Origin of the sequence: uncultured Acetatifactor sp. (assembly GCF_948601915.1) — a bacterium.
Taxonomy (GTDB): Bacteria; Bacillota; Clostridia; order Lachnospirales; family Lachnospiraceae; genus Acetatifactor.
Genome location: NZ_CAPDXS010000025.1, coordinates 1 through 19,789, shown reverse-complemented (window position 1 = coordinate 19,789; position 19,789 = coordinate 1). Strand labels below are relative to the sequence as shown.

Sequence of the window (19,789 nt, the reverse complement as noted above, 5' to 3'; positions counted from 1 at the left end):
AAGGCCAGGAGCGCGCGGACATTCAGAAATCCACCGGCTCCGCCTTCACAGCCTCCGGGCGAAAGACATACACCGCCTCCATCCCGTCATCCGGGCCTTCGATCACTGCCGCAGCACCTTTCTGCCGTGCCGTGAGAAGGTCAGGACCCTGGCGCAGCAGGAACGAATACCCGTCCTCAGCCGAAATGCTCCGGCCGAAATACCGATTCTCTACGTAGACCGGACAGTTCGCACTACAGGTATATTCTGCCGTTTTGTCCTGTACCTGTAAAGTGACCCATCCGTCCTTGGCATCGACCGCCTCTCCCCCTGTGCCGCACACCTGAAAATCTCTGGCCCAGTCCGGCACCCTCAGGCGAATCGTCATGGCCTCTTCCCCTTTCAGGGAGACAGACAGCTTCCACTTCCGTCTGCCCGCCGCAGTGCCGCCTGCGGAACCGCACTCCTGAAACGCCACTTCTGCCCTGTCGTTCCCCGCAATAAAGTCCAGCAGCAGCGGAATCTGAAGCGTCCCCCGGCCGCCCTCCTCCAGCAGCACGCAGCTTTTCAGATTCAGCAGCGCCGCTGCACCGTGGAAAGCACAGCACCAGACAGCCTCCGCGTGGTACTTGCCGTAGCCCGCCACGCCATGGGCGTCATACAATACCCGCCTGTGGCCGAACCCCCCGGCCTCACACTGGTTGATCCGCATCTGATTATACAGGACACGCTCCGCCATGTCCAGGTATCTGCTCTGTTCCGTCAGGCAGTAGAACAGCAGATTCACCCGCAGCCAGTCCGCCTGAGAGCAGCCCTCATCCAGGGCATAACCGTGCACCGCTTTCTCCAGCAGCCCGCCGGAGGGGAGCACATAACCGCCATCTACCAGATTCTCCCAGTCCCTCTGTGCCATGGAAAGCCATTCCCCCTCCCTGTCCTCCCAGGCCAAAAGCAGCAGCCCGTACACGCTGCACAGGAATCCATGGGAATGCTCGATAGGAAGGCTGTCGAATCCATACTCCCTGCGGAACAGGGCCATCCGCTGCGCCTCCCGGAAATACTTCTCCTGACCGGTAGCCCAGTACAGCCGCATCAGCCCTTCCATGGCAGGGAAATAGCAGGTGGCGTATCCCGGCGCATAGGTGCCGCTGGCCCTGTATTCCTCTATGCGGTTCGGGTCTGCCATATCCTTTGCTACAGCCAGGTAGAAATCCCCCAGCTTCTTTGCGCTCTCCAGAAGCGCCTCTTTCCCAAAGGTCAGCCATGCCTCCACCAGCGCCGGAAGCATCCTTGCGTTGCCCCACAGGATGGGCATCATCCTGGGCACTTCTTCCAAGGAATCAATAGGCCCGCCAAAATCCATCTCGATTCCGAAATGCCCATCCTCCCGCTGATTTTCGGGTATATTCTCGAGCATATAGGCGAGGGCTTTGTGGCTGCCTGCCGTCTCCTTCCCGGAGAGCGCCATGCACTCCAGAAAGCGCCCGGAAATGTCGCCGCTGTAATTGGTGAACCATCTCTCCTGATTGAAATCCAAATCCGCTATCAAAAACTTCTCGTCAAATTCGGAGCCCCAGAGCCTATTCTGGCTCCGCGCCTGCATTGCGCCGATGCGTCCGCCCAGCTTTGTCTCCACTCCGTATGGTCTGCCTAAAGGTCGAAGTCTGTCATGCCCCATCACTCTTAACCACCTTTCAATGGCAGCAGCCCGGGCATCTGTCCGAACCGCTGCCCTCTTCCGTCTACCACGAAATCCTGTTATTCAAAAGATTTCACCGTCTCCTTGGCTTTCTCGAACTTCTCCTGCTGTTCCGCCAGGGCCGCCTCATAGCCCATGGCCTTTACGTCGTTTATCATCTTTTCCTTCTGTGCCGCAAAGGCCGCTTCATCCGCACAGGTAATGATTTTCGCGATATTGGCCTGGAAATACTCGTCCGCCTTGTTGAAGATCTTCGCGGATTCATCCGACACCGATTCCATCAGCCTGCCGGTCTTCACATTCTCGGACAACGTCTTGAATCTGCCGTCCTCTACCATCTGCACATAAGCCTCGCCTGGGTACTGTGCTTTTCCGTCGGTGTAATAAGCGCTGAAATCCTTCTCTGCAGGCTTCACGTTCTGCAGATTGTATTCCTTGGAAGTGGTCAAATCCAGTGGATAGCCGTCTGCTGCCGGATTGGTGGCGGTCTGAGAGGTCAGCCAAACATACGTTCCCAGCCCTCTGCTCTTCGCATATCCGGGCTCCACCGTGTCGCCGCTCAGGAAATTCTCCAGGCGGGTGCCTATCAGCTGCGGGACACCGTCCACCACGTCCCAGTCCTCGCCGGGGATACCGGAGCGCACCAGTCTGGCTCCCTCATCGGAGTTCAGATAATCGAACAGCTCCATGGCCTTCTCAGGGTGCTCGCAGTTCGCGCTGATGACCAGAGCGTTGGTGGTCATGTATCCCAGGCTGCTCTCGATGGGATAAATCTGTGCGATGTAAGGGAAGGGACCGGGCAGCATGTACATGCCGGCCTCCTCGCCACAGACTTCCGTGTCGGGTTGGCACCAGTTGTATGCAGCCACCAGCACTTCTCCGTTCTTTAGCTTTGCATCATACTGCTCCGCTTTCATGGTGAAGGCCTCCGGATCCATGAGCCCCATGCGGTAGGCCTTATTGAAGAAAGCAAGGGCCCTCCAGAACACGCCGTCCTCATCCAGGAACTGATCCTCCAGCTTATCGTTCACCTGGTCATAAAGCTGGTTGTTGTCCAGATTGGTGTATCCAAAGCAGAAAGGATAGCTGATTTTGTAAGGCCACAGGCCCCAGTCAATCCATCCCGACAGGGCGTACACCTTCTTGCCGTCAGCCGTGGTGGGATGGGCCTCTACCATCTGCTTCAGCACGTCAAGGTATTCATCCTCGGTATTGATTTCCGGATAGCCCAGCTCCTTATAGTAATCCCATCTGGTGAAGAATCCGACGAAGCCGTTCTTGTTGGGGCTTTCCGGATTGGCAATCTGCACTTCCGTGGGCAGGAAATAGGTGGTCCCCTGACCTACCACCTCCTTGGAGTATTTCAGGGCCTCCGGCAGCTTCGCCTTCAGATTGTCCCCATTGTTCTCCAGCCATTCGTCCATGGCCCAGAGGGCTCCCGCGTCAATCAGGTTCTGCACCATCTCCGGCGCTTCATGCAGCATGACGATGTCCGGCAGGTCGCCGCCCGCCGCCATGACTTTCAGGCGGTCATTGGACACCTGGGTATATTCCAGCACGATTCCCAGCTCGTCCATGATGTATTGACCGATAGGGTCATCCGTGGAGACGCCGTCCGTGCCTCCCATGGAACCCAGCACCGTCAGGGTGATTATATCTTTGTCTCCATTTCCCTCCTGTCCGCCTTGCTCGCTCTTCCCGCTTTCTCCTCCGGCATCCGAAGCTTCCGAGGTTTCTCCCACACTGCCTCCAGCGCCTTCATTGCCTCCCCCTCCGCTGCCGCCGTCATTCCCACAGGCGCTCACGCCTGAAAGCAACGCTGCCGTCAAAGCTACGGACACTGCTTTTTTCCACAAGCTCTGTCTCTTCATTCCACATCCTCCTTCTTTTATTCCTATTCCACTGTTGCCACTATAAAAAAGGTCTTCACCCTTTTACAGCCCCCATCATGACGCCTTTCACGAAATACTTCTGCAGGAACGGATAGACCATCATCACCGGCAGCACGGCCACGATTGTGGTCGCCATTTTAATGGTCTCTGCCGACAGGGACACTGCCCCCGGCGCCTGTACCACGCCGTGCTTCATGCTGTCGGCCAGAACCTGGGCCTGGTTGATGCAGTTGTACAAAAGCAATTGTACGGTCTGCAGCTTCGGGCTCTGGGCCAGCAGGTAATTGTCCTGCCAGGAATTCCATGCCCCTACGGAGGCATATACCGCCACCGTGGCGATGATCGGCTTGGACAGGGGCAGGATGATTCTGGCATAGACCTTGAAGAATCCCGCGCCGTCCATCCTGGCGGATTCCTCCAGAGAGGCCGGAATCTGCTCGATGAAGGTCTTGATCAAAATCACGTAATAGGCATTGAGGATGCCCGGTACGATGTAGAGCAGAAAAGTATTGTTCAGATGATAGCTCTTCATCGTGATATAGTATGGAACAAGCCCGGCCCCCAGATACATAGTGATGATCACAAATCTGTAAATGAACTTCCTGCCGATCATATCCCTCTGGGTCACCAGATAGGCGAACAGCGAAGACCCCAACAGGCAGAGCACCGTGTTGATCAGCGTCCTTGAAGTCGAAATCAGGAACGCGTGGCCGAAATTCGTGTTCTCCATGATCCATTGGTAGGCATAGATAGTGAAGCCCTTTGGCAGCAGCCACACACCCCGGGATGCCTGTGCCGGATCCGAAAGGGAATAGATGATCAGATACCAGAAAGGATACATGCACAGGAATACCGCCAGCACCATACAGACAAAGTTTACCACCCGCAGCGCCCTCTCCTGTCCCGAAACCTTAATCGTGCTTTTCTTGTGCCTCATGGCGTCTCCTCCCTGCCTATACAATGGCGTCTCCTCTGATTTTCTTCGACAGCCCGTTTGCCGTGAACAATAGGACTATGCTCAGAAGCGATTTCAGCATCCCCAGCGTGATGGAATAGGGGTAGTCGTTGATGATGAATCCTACCTTATAGACATAATAGTCCAACACCTCGATCCGGTCTGCCACCAGCGGATTGTAGAACATGAAATACTGGTCGAAGCCGTTGGTGAGGATATTGCTCACCGCCAGCAGGAACATGACCACATAGGTGGGCAGGATGCCCGGCACGGTGATATGCCAGATTGTCTGCAGCTTGTCCGCGCCGTCCACCCTGGCCGCGTCGAAAAGTTCCGCGTCTATCCCTACGATAGCCGCGATATAGATGATGGACGACCAGCCGAAGGACTTCCAGATGCCCAGAAACCACTGCAGGAACCATACCTTGTCCACATCCCCCAGGATGCCCGTGGGCGACGGCTCGATGCCGAACTGCCGCAGGACCATGCTCACGAAGCCGTTCACAGAGAAAAAGGCAAAGGCGATACCGTACACCGTAATCCAGCTTATGAAGTTCGGCAGCGTGGTGGTGGTCTGGACGAATTTCTTGAAATGCTTCCCCCTGATCTCATTGAACAGGATGGCGAACACCACCGGAAGGGGCGTGGATAAAAGCCCCAGGCCACTCATCACCAAGGTATTGCGCATCACACGCAGCACCTCGGAGCGCTCGTTGTACAGCTTTTTGAAATTGTCCAGGCCCACGAAGACCATGTTCCCGAAATCCAGGAACTTCTGTCCCAACCTGTAATCAAACACGGAATACAGCCATCCTATCAACGGCACATAGTTCATGGCGAATATATAGACCATGAATGGAACTGCCAGAAGCGTATATTTCAGCCCTCTGACCCTCCGCCTGCCCAGGCGCCTTACCAGCAAGCTTTCCTCTCCTCTGCCCTGCATTTTCCTCATCCCCCTTTTCCCGCGTGCAATCACTGTCTGTGTCCTTTAAGTGTAATTATAGTAAAAATCAGAGAAGGGTTCTATTCCCGATTCTCCGATTTTTGTTCAAATCTTCTTTAATTTTCTTTTTAATCGAAATATATTTGTATAATCCAACAAAAAGTATAATAATCTTACGATTTCTCATTTTCCCAATCCCTGTAGGGAAGATGCACCATCACCGCAAACCCTCTGTCCGGCGCACTGTCAATCTCCAGCCCGTACCTCTCCCCGCAGAGGAGGCGGATCCTGTCATTGACATTGGACAGGCCGATGTGAGCCGTCTTTTTTCCCATGCGGATATTCCCCCGAAGCGCCTCCAGCGCCTCTGTTCCGATTCCGTTCCCATTGTCCGCCACCACCACCAGCAGGATATCCCCCTCCTTTTTGCTGTCCACACGGATTTCCACCAGCGCTGCGCCCTCCTCCCTTCTGCCGTAGAGGAACGCATTCTCCACAAGAGGCTGCAGGACGAACTTAGGCACGCTGGCCTCCAGCGTGTCCTCCTCCGGCTCCAGGATCAGGCGGGCCTGGCCTCCATATCGGTGACGCATCACCCGCCCGTAATCTTCGATATAGTCAATCTCCTCCGCCAGGCTCCAGAACGGGCTGCTGCCCTGGTACATGGGCCGCAAAATATCCCCGAGCGCATCCAGGCAGTCCACGATGTCCTTCTCCCCCTTCATGACAGCCATCCATTTGACGGTATTTAAGGTATTATAAAGGAAATGGGGATTGAGCTGGGACTTCAGCGCCTGAATCTCCATCTCCCGCTTTTTCTTCTCCATGGCGGCATTCTCTTCCACCAGGCCCTCGATCCGGCCCGTCATCCGGTTGAACTGTCTTACCAGCAGCCCAATCTCATCCCGGCTCTCCCCGCCCTCTAAAGGCGCGATCTCCAGCTCGCCGCCCTCCATGCGGCGCAGCGCCTCCGTAGTGGCCCGCAGCGGCCGAACCAGACGGTTCACCCAGAATACCGAGAAGAAGACCACCAGGCAGATTGCTACGGCAATGGTGGCCAGGAAAGTCACCTGCATACCTTTCGTATCCTCCAGAATCGCCTCCAGCGGCATTTCATCAATCATGGTCCATCCCGCAATTGTCAGCGGATAGCACAGAACCTGACATCCGTTTTCCTCAAAGGAATAGATGGTGTCGGCCTCCTCCCGCCGCCAGTCCCCCTCCCTTTTCCTCCCCAAGGCCTCCTGCAGGGGATGGGAGATCACCTGTCCCTGGGCATCCACAATGTACGTCAGTTCTTCCGGCACTCCTCCTCTGGCATCAGAGTTATAGATATCCGTAAAGTAATCCAGGCTCACGTTGACCACCACCCAGGCCTGGTAGGAGCCCCAATACATGGGGCGACAGGCAGATAGATAATAGACGGTCTCGTCATCCTTGTTCAGAGCAGGAAAGAAATCATTGTTCGTATAGCCGCCGAACCATTTCACTCCCCAAAAGTCTGATTTTTGCCCGGAGCAGAACGGTTCCAGCTTCTCCTCATAGAAAATGCCCCTGTCCCGCTCTCTTCCCTGTATGATATTCTGCCGCCCGTCCATGGACAGCACCAGCCCTTCCGCGTTGTAGAAACAGATCGATTCCACATACTGATATTGCTCCAGAATCTGTCCCAGCTCCCGGAAATAGGCTGCCCGCATGGAAAACTCCGTCCCCGGGCTCTCCTTTCCGATATAGACCATATCCGTCAGCGCCGTCTCTGAAATCAGACGCCCCGTCAAGCGCTCTACATCCTGGCAGAAAGTGTCGATATTATAGCCCAGTTGGCGAAACGACTGGATTTTCTCCGCATCCGTCCTCTCCTTGAGGGAGTCGCTGACACTGGCATATAGGAAAGCGAAGCTGCCGGAAAGGATTGCCAGAAAGCTGAAGGAAACCGCCGCAATCATACGCCAAAAGACGCTTCTGTAAAAAGGAATCTTCATTTCTTATCCCGCTTTCTGTAGAAACTGGGCTGCTTTCCCGTAATCCGCTTGAATGTCCTGGAGAAATAGCTGTCGCTGACGAATCCTGTCCTCTCCGCCACCTCCCAGGTCTTCAGATCCGTGTTCATAAGCATTTCCCTGGCCCGCTCCACTCTCTTCTGGGTGACATAATCCACAAAGCTGACATCCATCTCCTTCTTGAACAGGCTGCTGAAATAGTTGGGGCTCAAGCCCACCCGCCCGGAAACAGACTGCAGGGAGAGCTTCTGCTCCAAATGCCCGTCAATGTAATCCAGCGCCTCATAGATTTCCACGCTGAGCCGCTCCTGGCTCTGCCGCTGTATCTGCCGGCAGGCCTCCAGGTAGACCGATACGGCCTCCAGGAACGTGCTGCTCTCCCGAATCTTCTCTGCCGCCACCGCGTCCTCCGGGCCGCACAGGGCCAGGGCTTCTGTCAGAAGCGCCACTGTGCCTGCTCTGTCCAGCGTCCCCCGGGCCGCCTGTTCCGTAAGCAGCGCACATAAACGCTCCTGCTGCTCTTCCTTCCAGGGAAGGAGCGTCCGGATGCGGCGGTAGGCCTCCTGGGTCTTCCTCTGCCAAAGCAGGGCGCGGCGCCCTGCCAGGGCGGCATAGACGATGTCCTTTCCCAGCCAGGTCTCCTCCAGCGCGCCCACACACTCCTGATACAGGTCGGGGAGGCGCTCCCAGGACTCCGCCACGCTGCTGACAATCCATACCGCTCGCACGTCCAGGCTCTCTGAAAGAGTTCTGGCGATTTCCCGCAGCATGCGCTCCGGTGCGGCATATCCACCGTCCTCTCCCCGCAGGGCATTGGTCAGGAACAGATAGCAGTCCTCCCGTTCCCAGATCAGCTCCCCCGTCCCATGTCGCCGGACAATCTCCTCCCCCATGTTCAGGACAAGGAAGCGGGCCAGCATCCCTCCGTCGTCCACATGGGTGGGGCGAACCTTTTTATATTCCAGCAGCACCAGACGGCACAGCAGAAACGCTTCCTCCTGTACGGCAAGCCCCATGGGTTCTATGCGGCTTCGGAACACGCTCACGGGCATCTGGTGGTAGAAGATGTATTCCTTGAACAGTTCCTCTTTCTGCAGCCGCAGATCGGGCATCTGTCTGCTGTTCCCGCTGCTGTCCAGCTCCTGCTTGAGCCTGCACATGACATTCTCGATTTCCGCAGGCTTCATCTTCAGCTTCAGGATGTAATCCGATACCTCCATGCGCATGGCCTCCTGCAGATATCGGAATTCCTCCAGACAACTCAGCACCACGATTCGGATAGCCTTATCCCGTTCCCGGATATGGGCAATCAGTTCCAGCCCGTCCATCACAGGCATCCTGATATCCGTCAACAGGATGTCGGGGCGCTCCTTTTCGTAGAGCTCCAGCGCCTGCTTGCCGTTCACTGCGCTCCCCACGATCTCCATGTCCAGGCGCGCCCAGTCAACGATGCTCTTCAGGCCCTCCCGTATCAGAATCTCGTCTTCAGCAATCAGCACCTTTCTTTTTCCTGCCATTCCGTACCACTCCTATTGTCATTGCCCCTGCCACGCTTCCAGATTTTGGGGCAGCCCATGTCATAATCTATACTGACGATCACAAAATCTGCCAGGCTGCCCGACTCACGAGCGAAAGCCAAAGGGGACTTTGCACTAAATTTCATCGCTCGTGAGTATATATATGCAGCGATTAAATCTTGCCCCAAAACCGGATAAACGGCATGGCGTACTGTACTATGTGACTGGCAAGAATTCAATGCCGTTTATATATTTATCGCTTATTCCTGGTGAGTTTTCCCTTTCAGGCGTTCCAGTTCAGCCTTAAGGGCCTCTATAGTGGAATCCTTCTCGGAAAGCAGCTCAGCCAGCTGGGCTATCTTTCCCTCCTGCTGGGCCATCACCCTCTCCCTCTGGGCTATGATCCCCGCCTGCTTATTCATGTAAATCTCCATGTCCCGCTGGCTGCGGTAGTAATCCTCTCTGGCCTCACACTGGAGACGGATTTTGTCCTCCTGGCTGAGCTTACAGATGGTGTTAGCCGCTTTGGCGATGTTTTCATCTCTCTGTGCAATCATCTTGATCTCCTCCCATGTGGCCGCCTTGAAGAACGCTGCCCAGCGGTCTATGCCATGCTGCATGTCCTCCTGTGTGGCTAAGTCTATGTGAGTCAAGTCTACCACAGAAAGCTGCAGTTTGTCACTATACAGCATGTGATTTTTTATGTTCAGCAGCTGATAGGTGGCATAGAACTCCGGAAGCTGGGGGAACAGAGTAAAGTCCAGCAGCCCGATATGAATCACGGGCTTCACCATCTGATACCCCTCGCCGGGATTCAGGTTGTCAAAGGCCCGGCAGAGATAGCTCAGAGAGCGCTCCGGCCAGTTATGCTGGTTGATGACCTGCAGCTCCAGGTTGATGATGGCCCTGTCATCAAGCAGCACCTTGATGTCCAGGATGAAATCCTTGGCCTCGATGGATGCGCCCAGCTCAATGGGATTGATGACTACGACGGACTTCACCTGTCCCGCCTTCAGCCTCAGAAGAGCGCAGATAAATCCTTTCAGCGCCTCATTGTCATACTGGAGAAGCACGTGGAACAGGTAATCATTGGTAAGTCGGATGACGACAGGCCCCTTTGCCATGCCCAGGTAATCCGGGCGCTGGGCAGGACTGCCGTCAGACGGAACACTTGTTTTGTCCATAGGCAAATTCCTTTCCTGAAACATGCGATTAGCGGAAAATTTACTGAGTCGTCAGAATCTTAAAGCATTTCCGTGATAATAGATTATCGACATGGGCTGATTCCCACTTACATCATACCATATCCCGGGACATATGCAAGCCAAATCCGGTCCTGCAGACGTAGAAAATGCAGCTGCCCCAAAAAGGGGCAAACAAAAAACACACACTATATATTGATATCAGCCCGAGAAAAACAGACCTGCGATACAATATATAGTATGTGCAAATTTACCTGTCCTGAAAAGGAGTCCAGAAGCGCATCAGGGCTGCAGCCGTACCTTCCCCGCCATCCCCTTCGGCAGGACCTCTTTATAGATGGCATGGTACTGCTCAAAGGTAAGCGCGCTCCCAAAGGTGAGCACCTCCATCTCCACCCCGAACAGATTCACCTCAAACGCCATGGGAACCATCCCGTTCCTGAGATAAAAGGCCTTTCTGCGAAGCCTCAGGCCGCTCTCCCCCGCGGGCTCCCCTGCGCTGCCCTCATCGCCTGCGGTGCTCTCGATTTCCACCACGATCCGCTCTTTCCCGTAGCGCTCCCCCAGCTCCTCCAAAGTCCGGCTCCCAAAGCCGCTGCTCTGGCAGCGGGGCGCGATGGCCAGGTAGTCCAGCAATGCCCGCCCGCCGGAGAGCATCATGATGGCCAGGCCGCAGAACCGCCCTTCCCCGTCCTCAATGGACAAGACATCGAATAAGCCCTTCTTCCGCTTCTTCATGATGAACCCGAAGGGCTTTTTCTCCGATTTCGGAAAGGAGGCCTCATACAGCCGCCTGACCTCCTCCAAACGATTGGCTGCCACCGCGTCTCTTAACATCGTCGTCCCTCTTACTTCCTATTATCACATCTGAATTACTGCGCAGCCTTTCCTACGCCGTAGCCTCATGATGAATCTGAAGCTCATACAGCTTTTTGTAAATGCCGTCCTGGACCAGCAGCTCCTGATGGGTGCCCTGCTCCCTGATCTTGCCCTTGTGCATGACCATGATGCAGTCCGCGTGCTGAATCGTGGACAGGCGGTGGGCCACCATGATGGTGGTACGGCCCTGCATCAGCTTCTCCAAAGCCTCCTGGATCAGCAGCTCCGTCTCCGTATCGATATTGGCCGTGGCCTCGTCCATGACCAGGATGCTGGGCTTGTGGGCCAGGGTCCTGGCGAAGGACAGGAGCTGCCTCTCCCCCGCGGAAAAGGTGGAGCCCCGCTCCGTCACAGGCTCCTGATAGCCGCCGGGGAGCTTTTCGATGAAATGGGAGGCGTTCACGTACTCCGCCGCCTCCCGGATATCCTCCGGCGAGATGTCCCCGTCGTGCAGGCGGATATTGTACTCCACATTCCCCTCGAACACGAACACGTCCTGCTGCATCTGCCCGATGGCGCTGCGCAGCTGCTTCTTGGAAAGCTTCCGGATATCCACGCCGTCGATGTAGATATTCCCCTTCTGGATATCGTAATACCGCCCAATCAGATTCAAAATAGAGGACTTTCCCGCGCCGGTAGCGCCCACGAAGGCCACCCTCTCTCCCGGCTCTATCACGAAGGACACGTCCCGCAGCACGTAGTTCTCGTTGTCATAGGCGAACCACACATGGGAGAACTCGATGCGGCCCCTAATCTCCGGCAGAATCACCGGATTCTCATCCTCCTTCACCAGAGGCTCCTCGCTCATGATGGTGAAAATCTTCTCCGCCGAGGCGATGGAGGACTGCAGGGTGGAGAACTGCTCCGCCAGCTCCTGAATCGGCTCGAAGAAGGATTGGATATACTGTGCAAAAATATACAGCGTACCGATAGAAATCGTGCCGTTCAGCACGTCCTTGCTGCCCACCCCCAGCACGGTCATCAAAGCCAGGATGCTGAGAATGAATATCAGGGGCCGGAAGATGGCGAACACCATCATCTCCCGGTAAAAGGCCCGGTACAGCTTATAGTTCTTGTCATTGAATTCCTCGAACTTCCGCTTCTCCCTGCCGAATATCTGGATGATGCGCATACCGGAGATGTTCTCGGACAGGAAGGTATTGATGTCCGTGAGCCTGGTCCTGGAGATGCGGTAGGTCTCCCTGGCAATCTTGCGGAACACCACCGTCAGCACCGCCACCACGGGCAGCAGCAGGAAGGAGATGACGGACAGCCTCCAGTCCAGCATCAGCATCACGGCGGCCAGGCCGATGATCTTCACGATGTTCCTAAACAGCCGCACCAGAATGCCGGAGTACATCTCGTCCAGGGCCTCCACGTCATTGGTCACCCTGGTCACCAGCTTCCCCACAGGGGTCAGGTCGAAATAGCGGCTGCTCAGGGACTGGATATGGGCGTACAGTTCCTTGCGGACAGTGAGGATGATGCTCTGCCCGGTCTTCTGCAGGAGCCAGCTCTGGGTGATATTGAACACAAAGCTCAGCACCAGGACAATGCCGTATTTCACAGCCGTGTCCACGATGACGCCGTAGTCCCCCTGGGTCTCGAACAGGTCGATGGCATCGCCTATCAGAATAGGGCGGTAGAGATCGAACCCGGTCAGCACCAGGACCAGCACCAGGCAGACTGCCATCCACCCCGCATATGGCTTCATATAAGAAAGCAGATGAAGCAGTGCGTTCCCTTTATAATTGGATTCAATCTTATCTTCCGTCAAAGCGCTCATCTGAAATCCTCCTAATTAAAATCGCTGCACGATAGCTCTATAGGATATACTGCACACCGTTTAAATTTGCAGTGCAACCTGACTGCAGACCGCCAGCCAAGCACTTTCCCGGAGATGCCACTGTAAATCCTGGCGGTCTGCAGTATAAAGTCCCTTCGGCGCACCCCCAGCCGGTACACCAGCACATCCATTCCAGAGCAATCAGCCCTCCATATCCATGCCGGGACAAGGCATCGTCGGCTGACGACAACAAAGCCGCGGCGGGCAGCGCGTGCCGATTGCTCAAGGCTCAATGCACCGGGCTACCGGCTATATAGCCGTCAGCTCCTGCTCAAGCTGCTGCTTCTCATAGATATGCGCATAAAAGCCCCCCAGCTCCAGAAGCTCCTCGTGGGTGCCGTACTCCGTCAGCTCCCCTTCCGTCAGCACCGCGATATGGTTCGCCTTCTGCAGGGTGGAGATGCGGTGCGCGACTACAATTGTAGTCTTCCCCTTGCGCAGCTCCATCAGATTCTCCAGGATCTGCTCCTCCGTGTCCGTGTCCACAGCCGACAGGGAATCGTCCAGAATCAATACCGAAGCGTCCATCAGAAGCGCCCTGGCGATGGAGCTGCGCTGCTTCTGGCCCCCGGACAGGGTCACCCCACGCTCACCCACCAGCGTCCTGTACTCGTCCGGGAACTCCACGATATTGTCATGGATACAGGCGGCCCGGGCCGCCTTCCGGATGCTGGAGCGCAGCTCCGGGTGGTCGCTGATCCGCTGCTCCAGCCCGAAGGCAATGTTCTCCTCCAGGGTATCCGAGAACAGGAAATTGTCCTGCGGCACATAGGCCATGTCCCTGTGAAGCACGGCCAAAGGGAAATCCGTAATCGGCCTGCCATCTACAAGCAGCGCCCCTTCCCTGCAGTCATAGACCCGTAGGAGCAGGTCCGCCAGGCTGGACTTTCCGCTGCCCGTCCGGCCCAGGATGCCCAGCATCTCCCCTGCCTCCACATGAAGGCTCACATCCTTCAGCACCGGCGTCTCCCCGTCCGGATAGGTGAAGGTCAGGTTCTTTAAAGTGATGTCCCCCTTGATATGTACGTCCTTTCCCGCCAGGGAGGCCGGGGCCTTGTCCACGATGTCCGGCTCCTCCCTGAAGATGGCGGCGATCCTCTGGAATGCCGCTGCCGCCTGGGAAAAGTTGTTGATGCAGTCTCCGCAGGCAATCATGGGCCACACCAGCATGCCGATGTAGGAGTTGAAGGCCACGAACTTCCCGATGGATATGGTTCCAGCCAGCACCAGCCGTCCGCCGAACAATAATGTCATCAAAAGGCTGATGCCTATGACCGTGTCCAGCGCAGGGCCGAACACCGCCCGCAGCTTCACCACGGAGAGGTTCTTCTCCATGCTGTTGCGGCTGGCCTTCTCGAAGGCCTTGAAGTCCTCTTCCTCCTGGACGAAGGCCTTCAGCACCCGCACCCCCGCCAGGCTCTCCTGCACCTTGTCCGACAGGTTGGAGAAAGCCTCCTGCCTTTTGGTCTGGCGCTTTTTCGCCTCGATTCCGTAGAAGTAGCAGCCTATGGAGATGAGGATCATGGGCACAAGGGCCAGAAGGGTCATCTTGAAGTCCACATAGACCACCATCTTCACCAGCACCATGGCCGTCATCACCACCGCGTCGAACACCGTCACCACCGCCATGCCCACTGCCATGCGGATGGCCTGCAGGTCATTGGTGAACCGGGCCATCAGGTCTCCGGTCTTGTGGCTGTTGAAATACCGGGCGGACAGGGTCTCCAGATGCCCGAACATGTCGTTTCGCAGCTTATACTCGATTCCTCTGGCCGCGCCGAAGATGAAGAACCTCCAGCCGAACCGCCCCAAAGCCATCACGGCCCCTGCCAGGAACAGCCGGAACACCAGCCCCAGCACGCCCTCATAGGCAAGGGTCCCCGCGGTCAGCCCATCGATGATCTCCCCCGTGTACTGAGGGATGTACAGATTGGCCAGGTCTACCAGCAGCAGGACGATGACGCCGCCCAGATAGTACCATTTATATCCTAATATATATGGAAGCAGAGAAAATTTCTTTTGTTTCATATGCCTTTTCCACCCCTTGACCGATTCGAAAGAATCCTTTTGAAAATCCGGCGCCTGACGCCACAGATATATATTGTACCCCCACTCCGGCGACAGCGTCAATAGAGGGGATGGTTTATAATGCTAAACTTTTTATAAAATCCTGCTGCCCTGATTCGCATCCTCCACATACTCCAGAATGTCCCCCGGCTGGCAGGACAGGGCCCTGCAGATGGCCTCCAGCGTGGTGAAGCGCACGGCCTTGGCCTTGTTGTTCTTCAGGATGGAGAGATTGGCCAGGGTGATGTCCACCGCCCCCGCCAGCTCCGTCAGGCTCATCTTCCGCTTCGCCATCATCACGTCCAGATTCACTACGATTCCCATACCCACACCCCTATGTCCGCTTTCGGCGGATTTCAGTCCCGGCCTATGTCACGCCATGTTCCCTCAGACGTTCCCCCCGAAGCCCTGCCGGAACCGCTTCCCATGGCACAGCCCCCTGTCTGCCCGGCAGTCATATCGTCAGGTCGTTCTCCAGCTTATAGCGCACGGCCTCCCGGAACACACAGGCCAGCACCTTGCTGAACAGGCCGGCGATCACGAACACCAATATCACCACTGCCATGGCCACGGTCATGTAGACGACGCAGCGCGCCACCGACATCCCCGCGATGAAGAAGCTCCAGTTCCCCATCCTGCCCAGGCTGTCCACGTTCTCCTGCACGAAGCAGTCTTCCCTGAGGACTGTCTGGAAAATCCGCCGCAGCTCCCGGATCAATGCCAGCGCCGCCACGCCCAGCACGAAATAGATGGCCACCGTCACCCAATAATGCTCTGCCATATGGGGGAGCGCTTTCCCGATCTGCCTGATGGTAAAAGGCAGCGTGGCCGTTACCAGGATTCCGGAATAAAACATGAAATCCAGCAGATATTTGGTCCACATGGTCAGATTCTTCTTTTTCTTCTGCTGCTTCTCTTCCACTCTCCACCTCCCGCTCCGGGGCAGGCCCTTTCCCTGCATTTACAGGCCCTCCATGCGGTACAGCCTCAAAGAATTCTCCCAGACGGTCCGCCTCACGTCCTCCTCGCCGATTCCCTTTATCTCGGCCAGGGCCGCCGCCACATAGGGCAGATACAGGGAACTGTTGCGCTTTCCCCTATAGGGCACAGGGGCCAGATAGGGGCAGTCCGTCTCCAGGACGATGCACTCTAAGGGAATGTACTCCACCGCCTCCTTCAGCTTCCTGGCGTTCCGGAAGGTCAGCACGCCCCCTATGCCGAAGAAGAACCCCATGTCCAAAAATGTCCTGGCCGTCTCCTTCGTATAGGAAAAGCAATGGACCACACCGCCGATTTCCCCGGCTCTTTCCGCTTTCATGATGTCCGCCGTGTCCCTGGCCGCGTCTCTGGAGTGGATGATGACCGGCAGCCCCAGCTCCCTTGCCAGGTTCAGTTGGCGGGCGAACCATTTCTTCTGGACCTCCCGCTCCGGCTCGTCCCAGTAATAGTCCAGCCCGATTTCTCCCACGGCCACGCATTTTTCCGCCCTATACAGCTCCCTCAGGCTCTGCCAGGCGCCCTCCTGTTCCAGCTCTGCGGTCTCGCTGGGGTGGATGCCTATCGCGCCGTATATGAAATTATGTTTTTCCGTCAACTCCACGGTGCGCTTACAGGAGGCAAGGTTTGCCCCCACGTTCACCACCCTGGCGATTGCCTGTTCCGGCAGGCTGGCCAGCAGCTCCTCCCTGTCTTCGTCGAAAGCCCTGTCGTCATAATGGGCATGGGTGTCAAAAATATCCGTCAGCTCTGTCATATCCTCTCCCTGCGCCCCGGTACCCCGATGCATGAATCCTTGTGCGATCGGCCCTGGCTGTCCACCTCAACACTACGTTGTCGTCAGCGGGCGATGCCTTGTGCCCGTCTCCTTCCTCCGCCCTTCCCTGTCTTAATCCCGGTCCGGCCGCTGTTCCATCCCCCGGTTTCCCATACAGCCTTTCCCGTCCATGTCCCTGTGCCGCCTCATTATGCCTGCGCCCGACACACGCCCCTCTCCCCGTCAGGGCCTGGCGTTCACCGGCGTGCCGTAATAGACCTTCCCCATCTCCAGGATGCGGAATTTTCCGCCCTCCAGCGAGAGGATGGAGGCCGCGCAGTTAGGCAGCCCTATCTCCCAGAACTTCTCCAGGGGGATATTTCCGATGGCGCTCAAAAGGCATCTGTTCAGCGCGCCGTGGGCTACGATCAGGACACGGCCGCAGTTCCCTTCCAGCGGAAGGATCCTCTCCTGCAGGAACGCCTGCCCCCTGGCCTGCGCCTCCCGGAAGGACTCCGCGCCTCCCCGGGGCGAAAAAAGCTGGGGCCTGCAGAAAAAATCATGGAGCGGATGCTCCGGATCTGCCTTCGGCAGGTCGAAGGCCCCGCCCTCGCAGTCGCCAAAGCCCATCTCCATCAGACGCTCGTCCGTCTCCAGCGGCACGTTCCGGCCCGCCAGGAGGATTTGCGCGGTCTCAAAGGCCCGCTTCAGGGGAGAGCTGAAAGCCCTGTCAAAGGTCAGCCCGGCCAGGGAACCGGCAGTCTCCACCGCCAGCTCCCTGCCGAATCCGTTCAGGGGAATGTCGCTGTGCCCCTGGAGCCTGCGCTCCTTGTTCCAATCCGTCTCCCCGTGCCTGAATAGATATATCTCCACCTTTGTGCCCTCCCGTAAAATATCTCCCTACGACTCCCTGATTTTCACGCCGTCCACGCCCTTCTTCACTGCAAGCGCCAGGAATCCTGCCCTGCCGGACAGGGTCTGGAACGTGAACGCTTTATCCGCATTGTCGTAGAGGGCGGTGCCCTGGTAATAGAAGTTGGCCACATAGGACTCGTAGGACACCCGCACCTTGCCGCTGCGCACGGAACCGGAAATGGTCTCCGGCTCCACCCGTTCCAGCTTCGACACATCCACTATGGTAGGGACGCCATGGCCCCAGAAGGAGCTCCAGTACCGGTCTCCCAGCCGTCCGTAGAGCATGGAGTCCTTCTTCTTCTCCCGGAAAGCCCATTCCTCCCCCGCTTTTAGGAAATCCTCCGCGAACTCCTCCTGGGCCCCCGGAGCGGGGAACGCCTTCCTGATATGCTTGGCCATGCGCTTCAGGATTTTCTTCGGCTTGGACTGGCCCTTCTGCACCCACAGTATGAAAAGCGCCGTGAGCTCGCCCAGAAGCAGCCCCAGAGGCAGGTAGAAGACGAAAATCTTCTGCGTGGGCATTTTGATGAAATAACCCAGGGCGCCCAGCAGCACCACCCAGATTGCCACCGCTATATAGGCGGAACGGCTGGCCCTGCCCAGGCTGTACCGGCACCATTCCTCCACCCAGCCCCTCTGCTCATACAGGAACCGCTCCATGGCGCTGGCAGTATCCGCCGGCCTGGCGCCCCGGTCAGACTTGCCTCCGGCAATCAGGGAAACCAGGCTGCCCAAAGCGATCAGCACGCTCAGCCCCGCCGCCAGGACGCAGATCCACATGTCCGATATGGCCAGGCCGTTTACGCTTCCGCTCTCTATGCAGTACCATTCCGCCTGTGCCGCTCCGTCATAGAGCACCTGCCCCATTTCCTCCAGGACCTTGCCGTATTCGTCCCCGTAATAAGTATCGGCATAGGACTCATAATACGATTCGTCGCCGCGCAATTCGTAATAGCGGCTCACGATTTCGCTCTCCTCCAGCGCCGCCAGGGCCCGTTCTATGCCGGCCTGATCCATAAGCTCCAAAGACCCCTCCACCACGGCGGGCGTCATGTCCTTTGTGGCCCGCAGCTCTGCCATCAGCTCCAGATTGTACAGCAGGCTCGCGTAGTCCCCGTCCCTCTGGTCGGACTCCCTGATGCAGAAAAAGTTCTTCCTGTCCGCATCGTATACGACATATCCGTAATCCTTCGCCCGATCCGGGTCTCCGGAGTAATACTCCGCCACATAGGAGGCCACCGGATACGCCACCTCACGGGATACGTACTCCCCCTGCGCCTGGGCCGGGTCGTCCTCCGGCCCCAGGGGGACCGCTCCTCCCCGGAACTTCAGGAACTGAGGCCCTGCCAGCATCCACAGGGCCGCCGCTGCCGCCAGCGCGCACACCATTGTCACAATATTGCGTACCTTTTTCATCTCTTTCTTCCTTTCATCCGGCATCTTTGAACCATTTGGAATATTATACAAAAAAAGGCGGGGTAATTCAAGCCCAATCCCGCACGCAAAAAAAGAACCGTCCCCAAGGCCATACAATAAAATAAATTACTCCGGGCGCATATTGCATTCCTGTTTCGCATATGCTATAATGCCATTAGGCAAAAGGTTTGGAATGCTCATGTAGCACAAAAGGAACGAACCCCCGGAAGTATTTGCGGTACTTCCGGGGGTTCTCCTTCTTTTGCGGAGAAGTCAACCGTTTGGGCTCGGCTACCGTCTACTCATCTCCATCAAGCCACTTGCACAGGTAGTAGGCGACTACGCTGGCCAATACGGAGAGAATAAAGGTTTGAAATAAACTCATGTGCACACCCCCTTTCCGTACCGGTATAGGGGCGGTAACAAAGAAATTGTATCACACTTGTTGCGACATCGCAACAGGAAGAAGGCCGCGAAGCGGTGACGAACCGTCACCAGATGAATGCACCATGACAATATAATATGCTTACCCAGGCAGCTGGGAGGGCGTGCGGCCATTCGTTCCGAGTCTTGCGGAAGGAGTGGTGCTTATGAGTACATATGAGGAATTAATGGTTATCTTGACCATGGCCTTGCTGATTGTAGCAATTCTGAATCTGAAAAATAAGCCCTAGATGAGAGAAAAAGTAGTACCACATGAAATTTTTCCTCACCAAAAACTTT

General features: G+C 56.5%; 15 protein-coding genes. All 15 read right to left on the bottom strand.

Going from position 1 to position 19,789, the window contains the following annotated elements; all coding sequences use genetic code 11:
• Nucleotides 1-22: 22 nt before the first annotated feature.
• The 15 genes from Q2B33_RS06175 to Q2B33_RS06105 all read right to left on the bottom strand — a co-directional run bounded on the left by Q2B33_RS06175 (nucleotide 23) and on the right by Q2B33_RS06105 (nucleotide 19,066).
• A complete protein-coding gene (locus Q2B33_RS06175; RefSeq protein WP_300568436.1) occupies nucleotides 23-1,615 on the bottom strand; it encodes a beta-L-arabinofuranosidase domain-containing protein in 1,593 nt (530 codons plus the stop codon).
• 122 nt (nucleotides 1,616-1,737) lie between these two features.
• Nucleotides 1,738-3,549: an extracellular solute-binding protein gene (locus Q2B33_RS06170; protein WP_300568439.1), complete on the bottom strand. Its 1,812-nt coding sequence runs from the start codon at nucleotides 3,547-3,549 to the stop codon at nucleotides 1,738-1,740.
• A 55-nt stretch (nucleotides 3,550-3,604) separates the two neighbouring features.
• Entirely contained in the window at nucleotides 3,605-4,507 is a 903-nt protein-coding gene (locus tag Q2B33_RS06165; protein ID WP_300568442.1) for a carbohydrate ABC transporter permease, read from the bottom strand.
• A 16-nt stretch (nucleotides 4,508-4,523) separates the two neighbouring features.
• On the bottom strand, nucleotides 4,524-5,480 hold the full coding sequence (locus Q2B33_RS06160; protein ID WP_300568445.1) for an ABC transporter permease subunit: 957 nt from the start codon (nucleotides 5,478-5,480) through the stop codon (nucleotides 4,524-4,526).
• Between the two features lie 164 nt (nucleotides 5,481-5,644).
• Nucleotides 5,645-7,453 (bottom strand): sensor histidine kinase, encoded by a 1,809-nt coding sequence (locus Q2B33_RS06155; RefSeq protein ID WP_300568448.1) that lies wholly within the window; start codon nucleotides 7,451-7,453, stop codon nucleotides 5,645-5,647.
• Nucleotides 7,450-8,988: a response regulator gene (locus tag Q2B33_RS06150; RefSeq protein ID WP_300568451.1), complete on the bottom strand. Its 1,539-nt coding sequence runs from the start codon at nucleotides 8,986-8,988 to the stop codon at nucleotides 7,450-7,452. Before Q2B33_RS06150 ends, Q2B33_RS06155 begins: the two co-directional genes overlap by 4 nt.
• Nucleotides 8,989-9,248: 260 nt before the next feature.
• Nucleotides 9,249-10,172 (bottom strand): Rpn family recombination-promoting nuclease/putative transposase, encoded by a 924-nt coding sequence (locus Q2B33_RS06145; protein WP_300568454.1) that lies wholly within the window; start codon nucleotides 10,170-10,172, stop codon nucleotides 9,249-9,251.
• A 300-nt stretch (nucleotides 10,173-10,472) separates the two neighbouring features.
• Nucleotides 10,473-11,027 (bottom strand): hypothetical protein, encoded by a 555-nt coding sequence (locus tag Q2B33_RS06140; RefSeq protein ID WP_300568457.1) that lies wholly within the window; start codon nucleotides 11,025-11,027, stop codon nucleotides 10,473-10,475.
• 52 nt (nucleotides 11,028-11,079) lie between these two features.
• Nucleotides 11,080-12,855, bottom strand: coding sequence for an ABC transporter ATP-binding protein (locus tag Q2B33_RS06135; RefSeq protein WP_300568460.1), 1,776 nt, complete (start codon nucleotides 12,853-12,855; stop codon nucleotides 11,080-11,082).
• Nucleotides 12,856-13,164: 309 nt separating this feature from the next.
• Nucleotides 13,165-14,943, bottom strand: coding sequence for an ABC transporter ATP-binding protein (locus Q2B33_RS06130; protein WP_300568463.1), 1,779 nt, complete (start codon nucleotides 14,941-14,943; stop codon nucleotides 13,165-13,167).
• A gap of 132 nt (nucleotides 14,944-15,075) precedes the next feature.
• Nucleotides 15,076-15,306, bottom strand: coding sequence for a helix-turn-helix transcriptional regulator (locus Q2B33_RS06125; protein WP_296470451.1), 231 nt, complete (start codon nucleotides 15,304-15,306; stop codon nucleotides 15,076-15,078).
• Between the two features lie 130 nt (nucleotides 15,307-15,436).
• Nucleotides 15,437-15,904, bottom strand: coding sequence for a DUF2975 domain-containing protein (locus Q2B33_RS06120; RefSeq protein ID WP_300568467.1), 468 nt, complete (start codon nucleotides 15,902-15,904; stop codon nucleotides 15,437-15,439).
• A 39-nt stretch (nucleotides 15,905-15,943) separates the two neighbouring features.
• Entirely contained in the window at nucleotides 15,944-16,735 is a 792-nt protein-coding gene (locus Q2B33_RS06115) for a TatD family hydrolase (RefSeq protein ID WP_300568470.1), read from the bottom strand.
• Between the two features lie 243 nt (nucleotides 16,736-16,978).
• Complete coding sequence (locus Q2B33_RS06110) at nucleotides 16,979-17,608, bottom strand: histidine phosphatase family protein (RefSeq protein ID WP_296470442.1); 630 nt, start codon at nucleotides 17,606-17,608, stop codon at nucleotides 16,979-16,981.
• Nucleotides 17,609-17,635: 27 nt separating this feature from the next.
• Nucleotides 17,636-19,066 (bottom strand): DUF6709 family protein, encoded by a 1,431-nt coding sequence (locus tag Q2B33_RS06105; RefSeq protein ID WP_300568473.1) that lies wholly within the window; start codon nucleotides 19,064-19,066, stop codon nucleotides 17,636-17,638.
• Nucleotides 19,067-19,789: the final 723 nt, after the last annotated feature.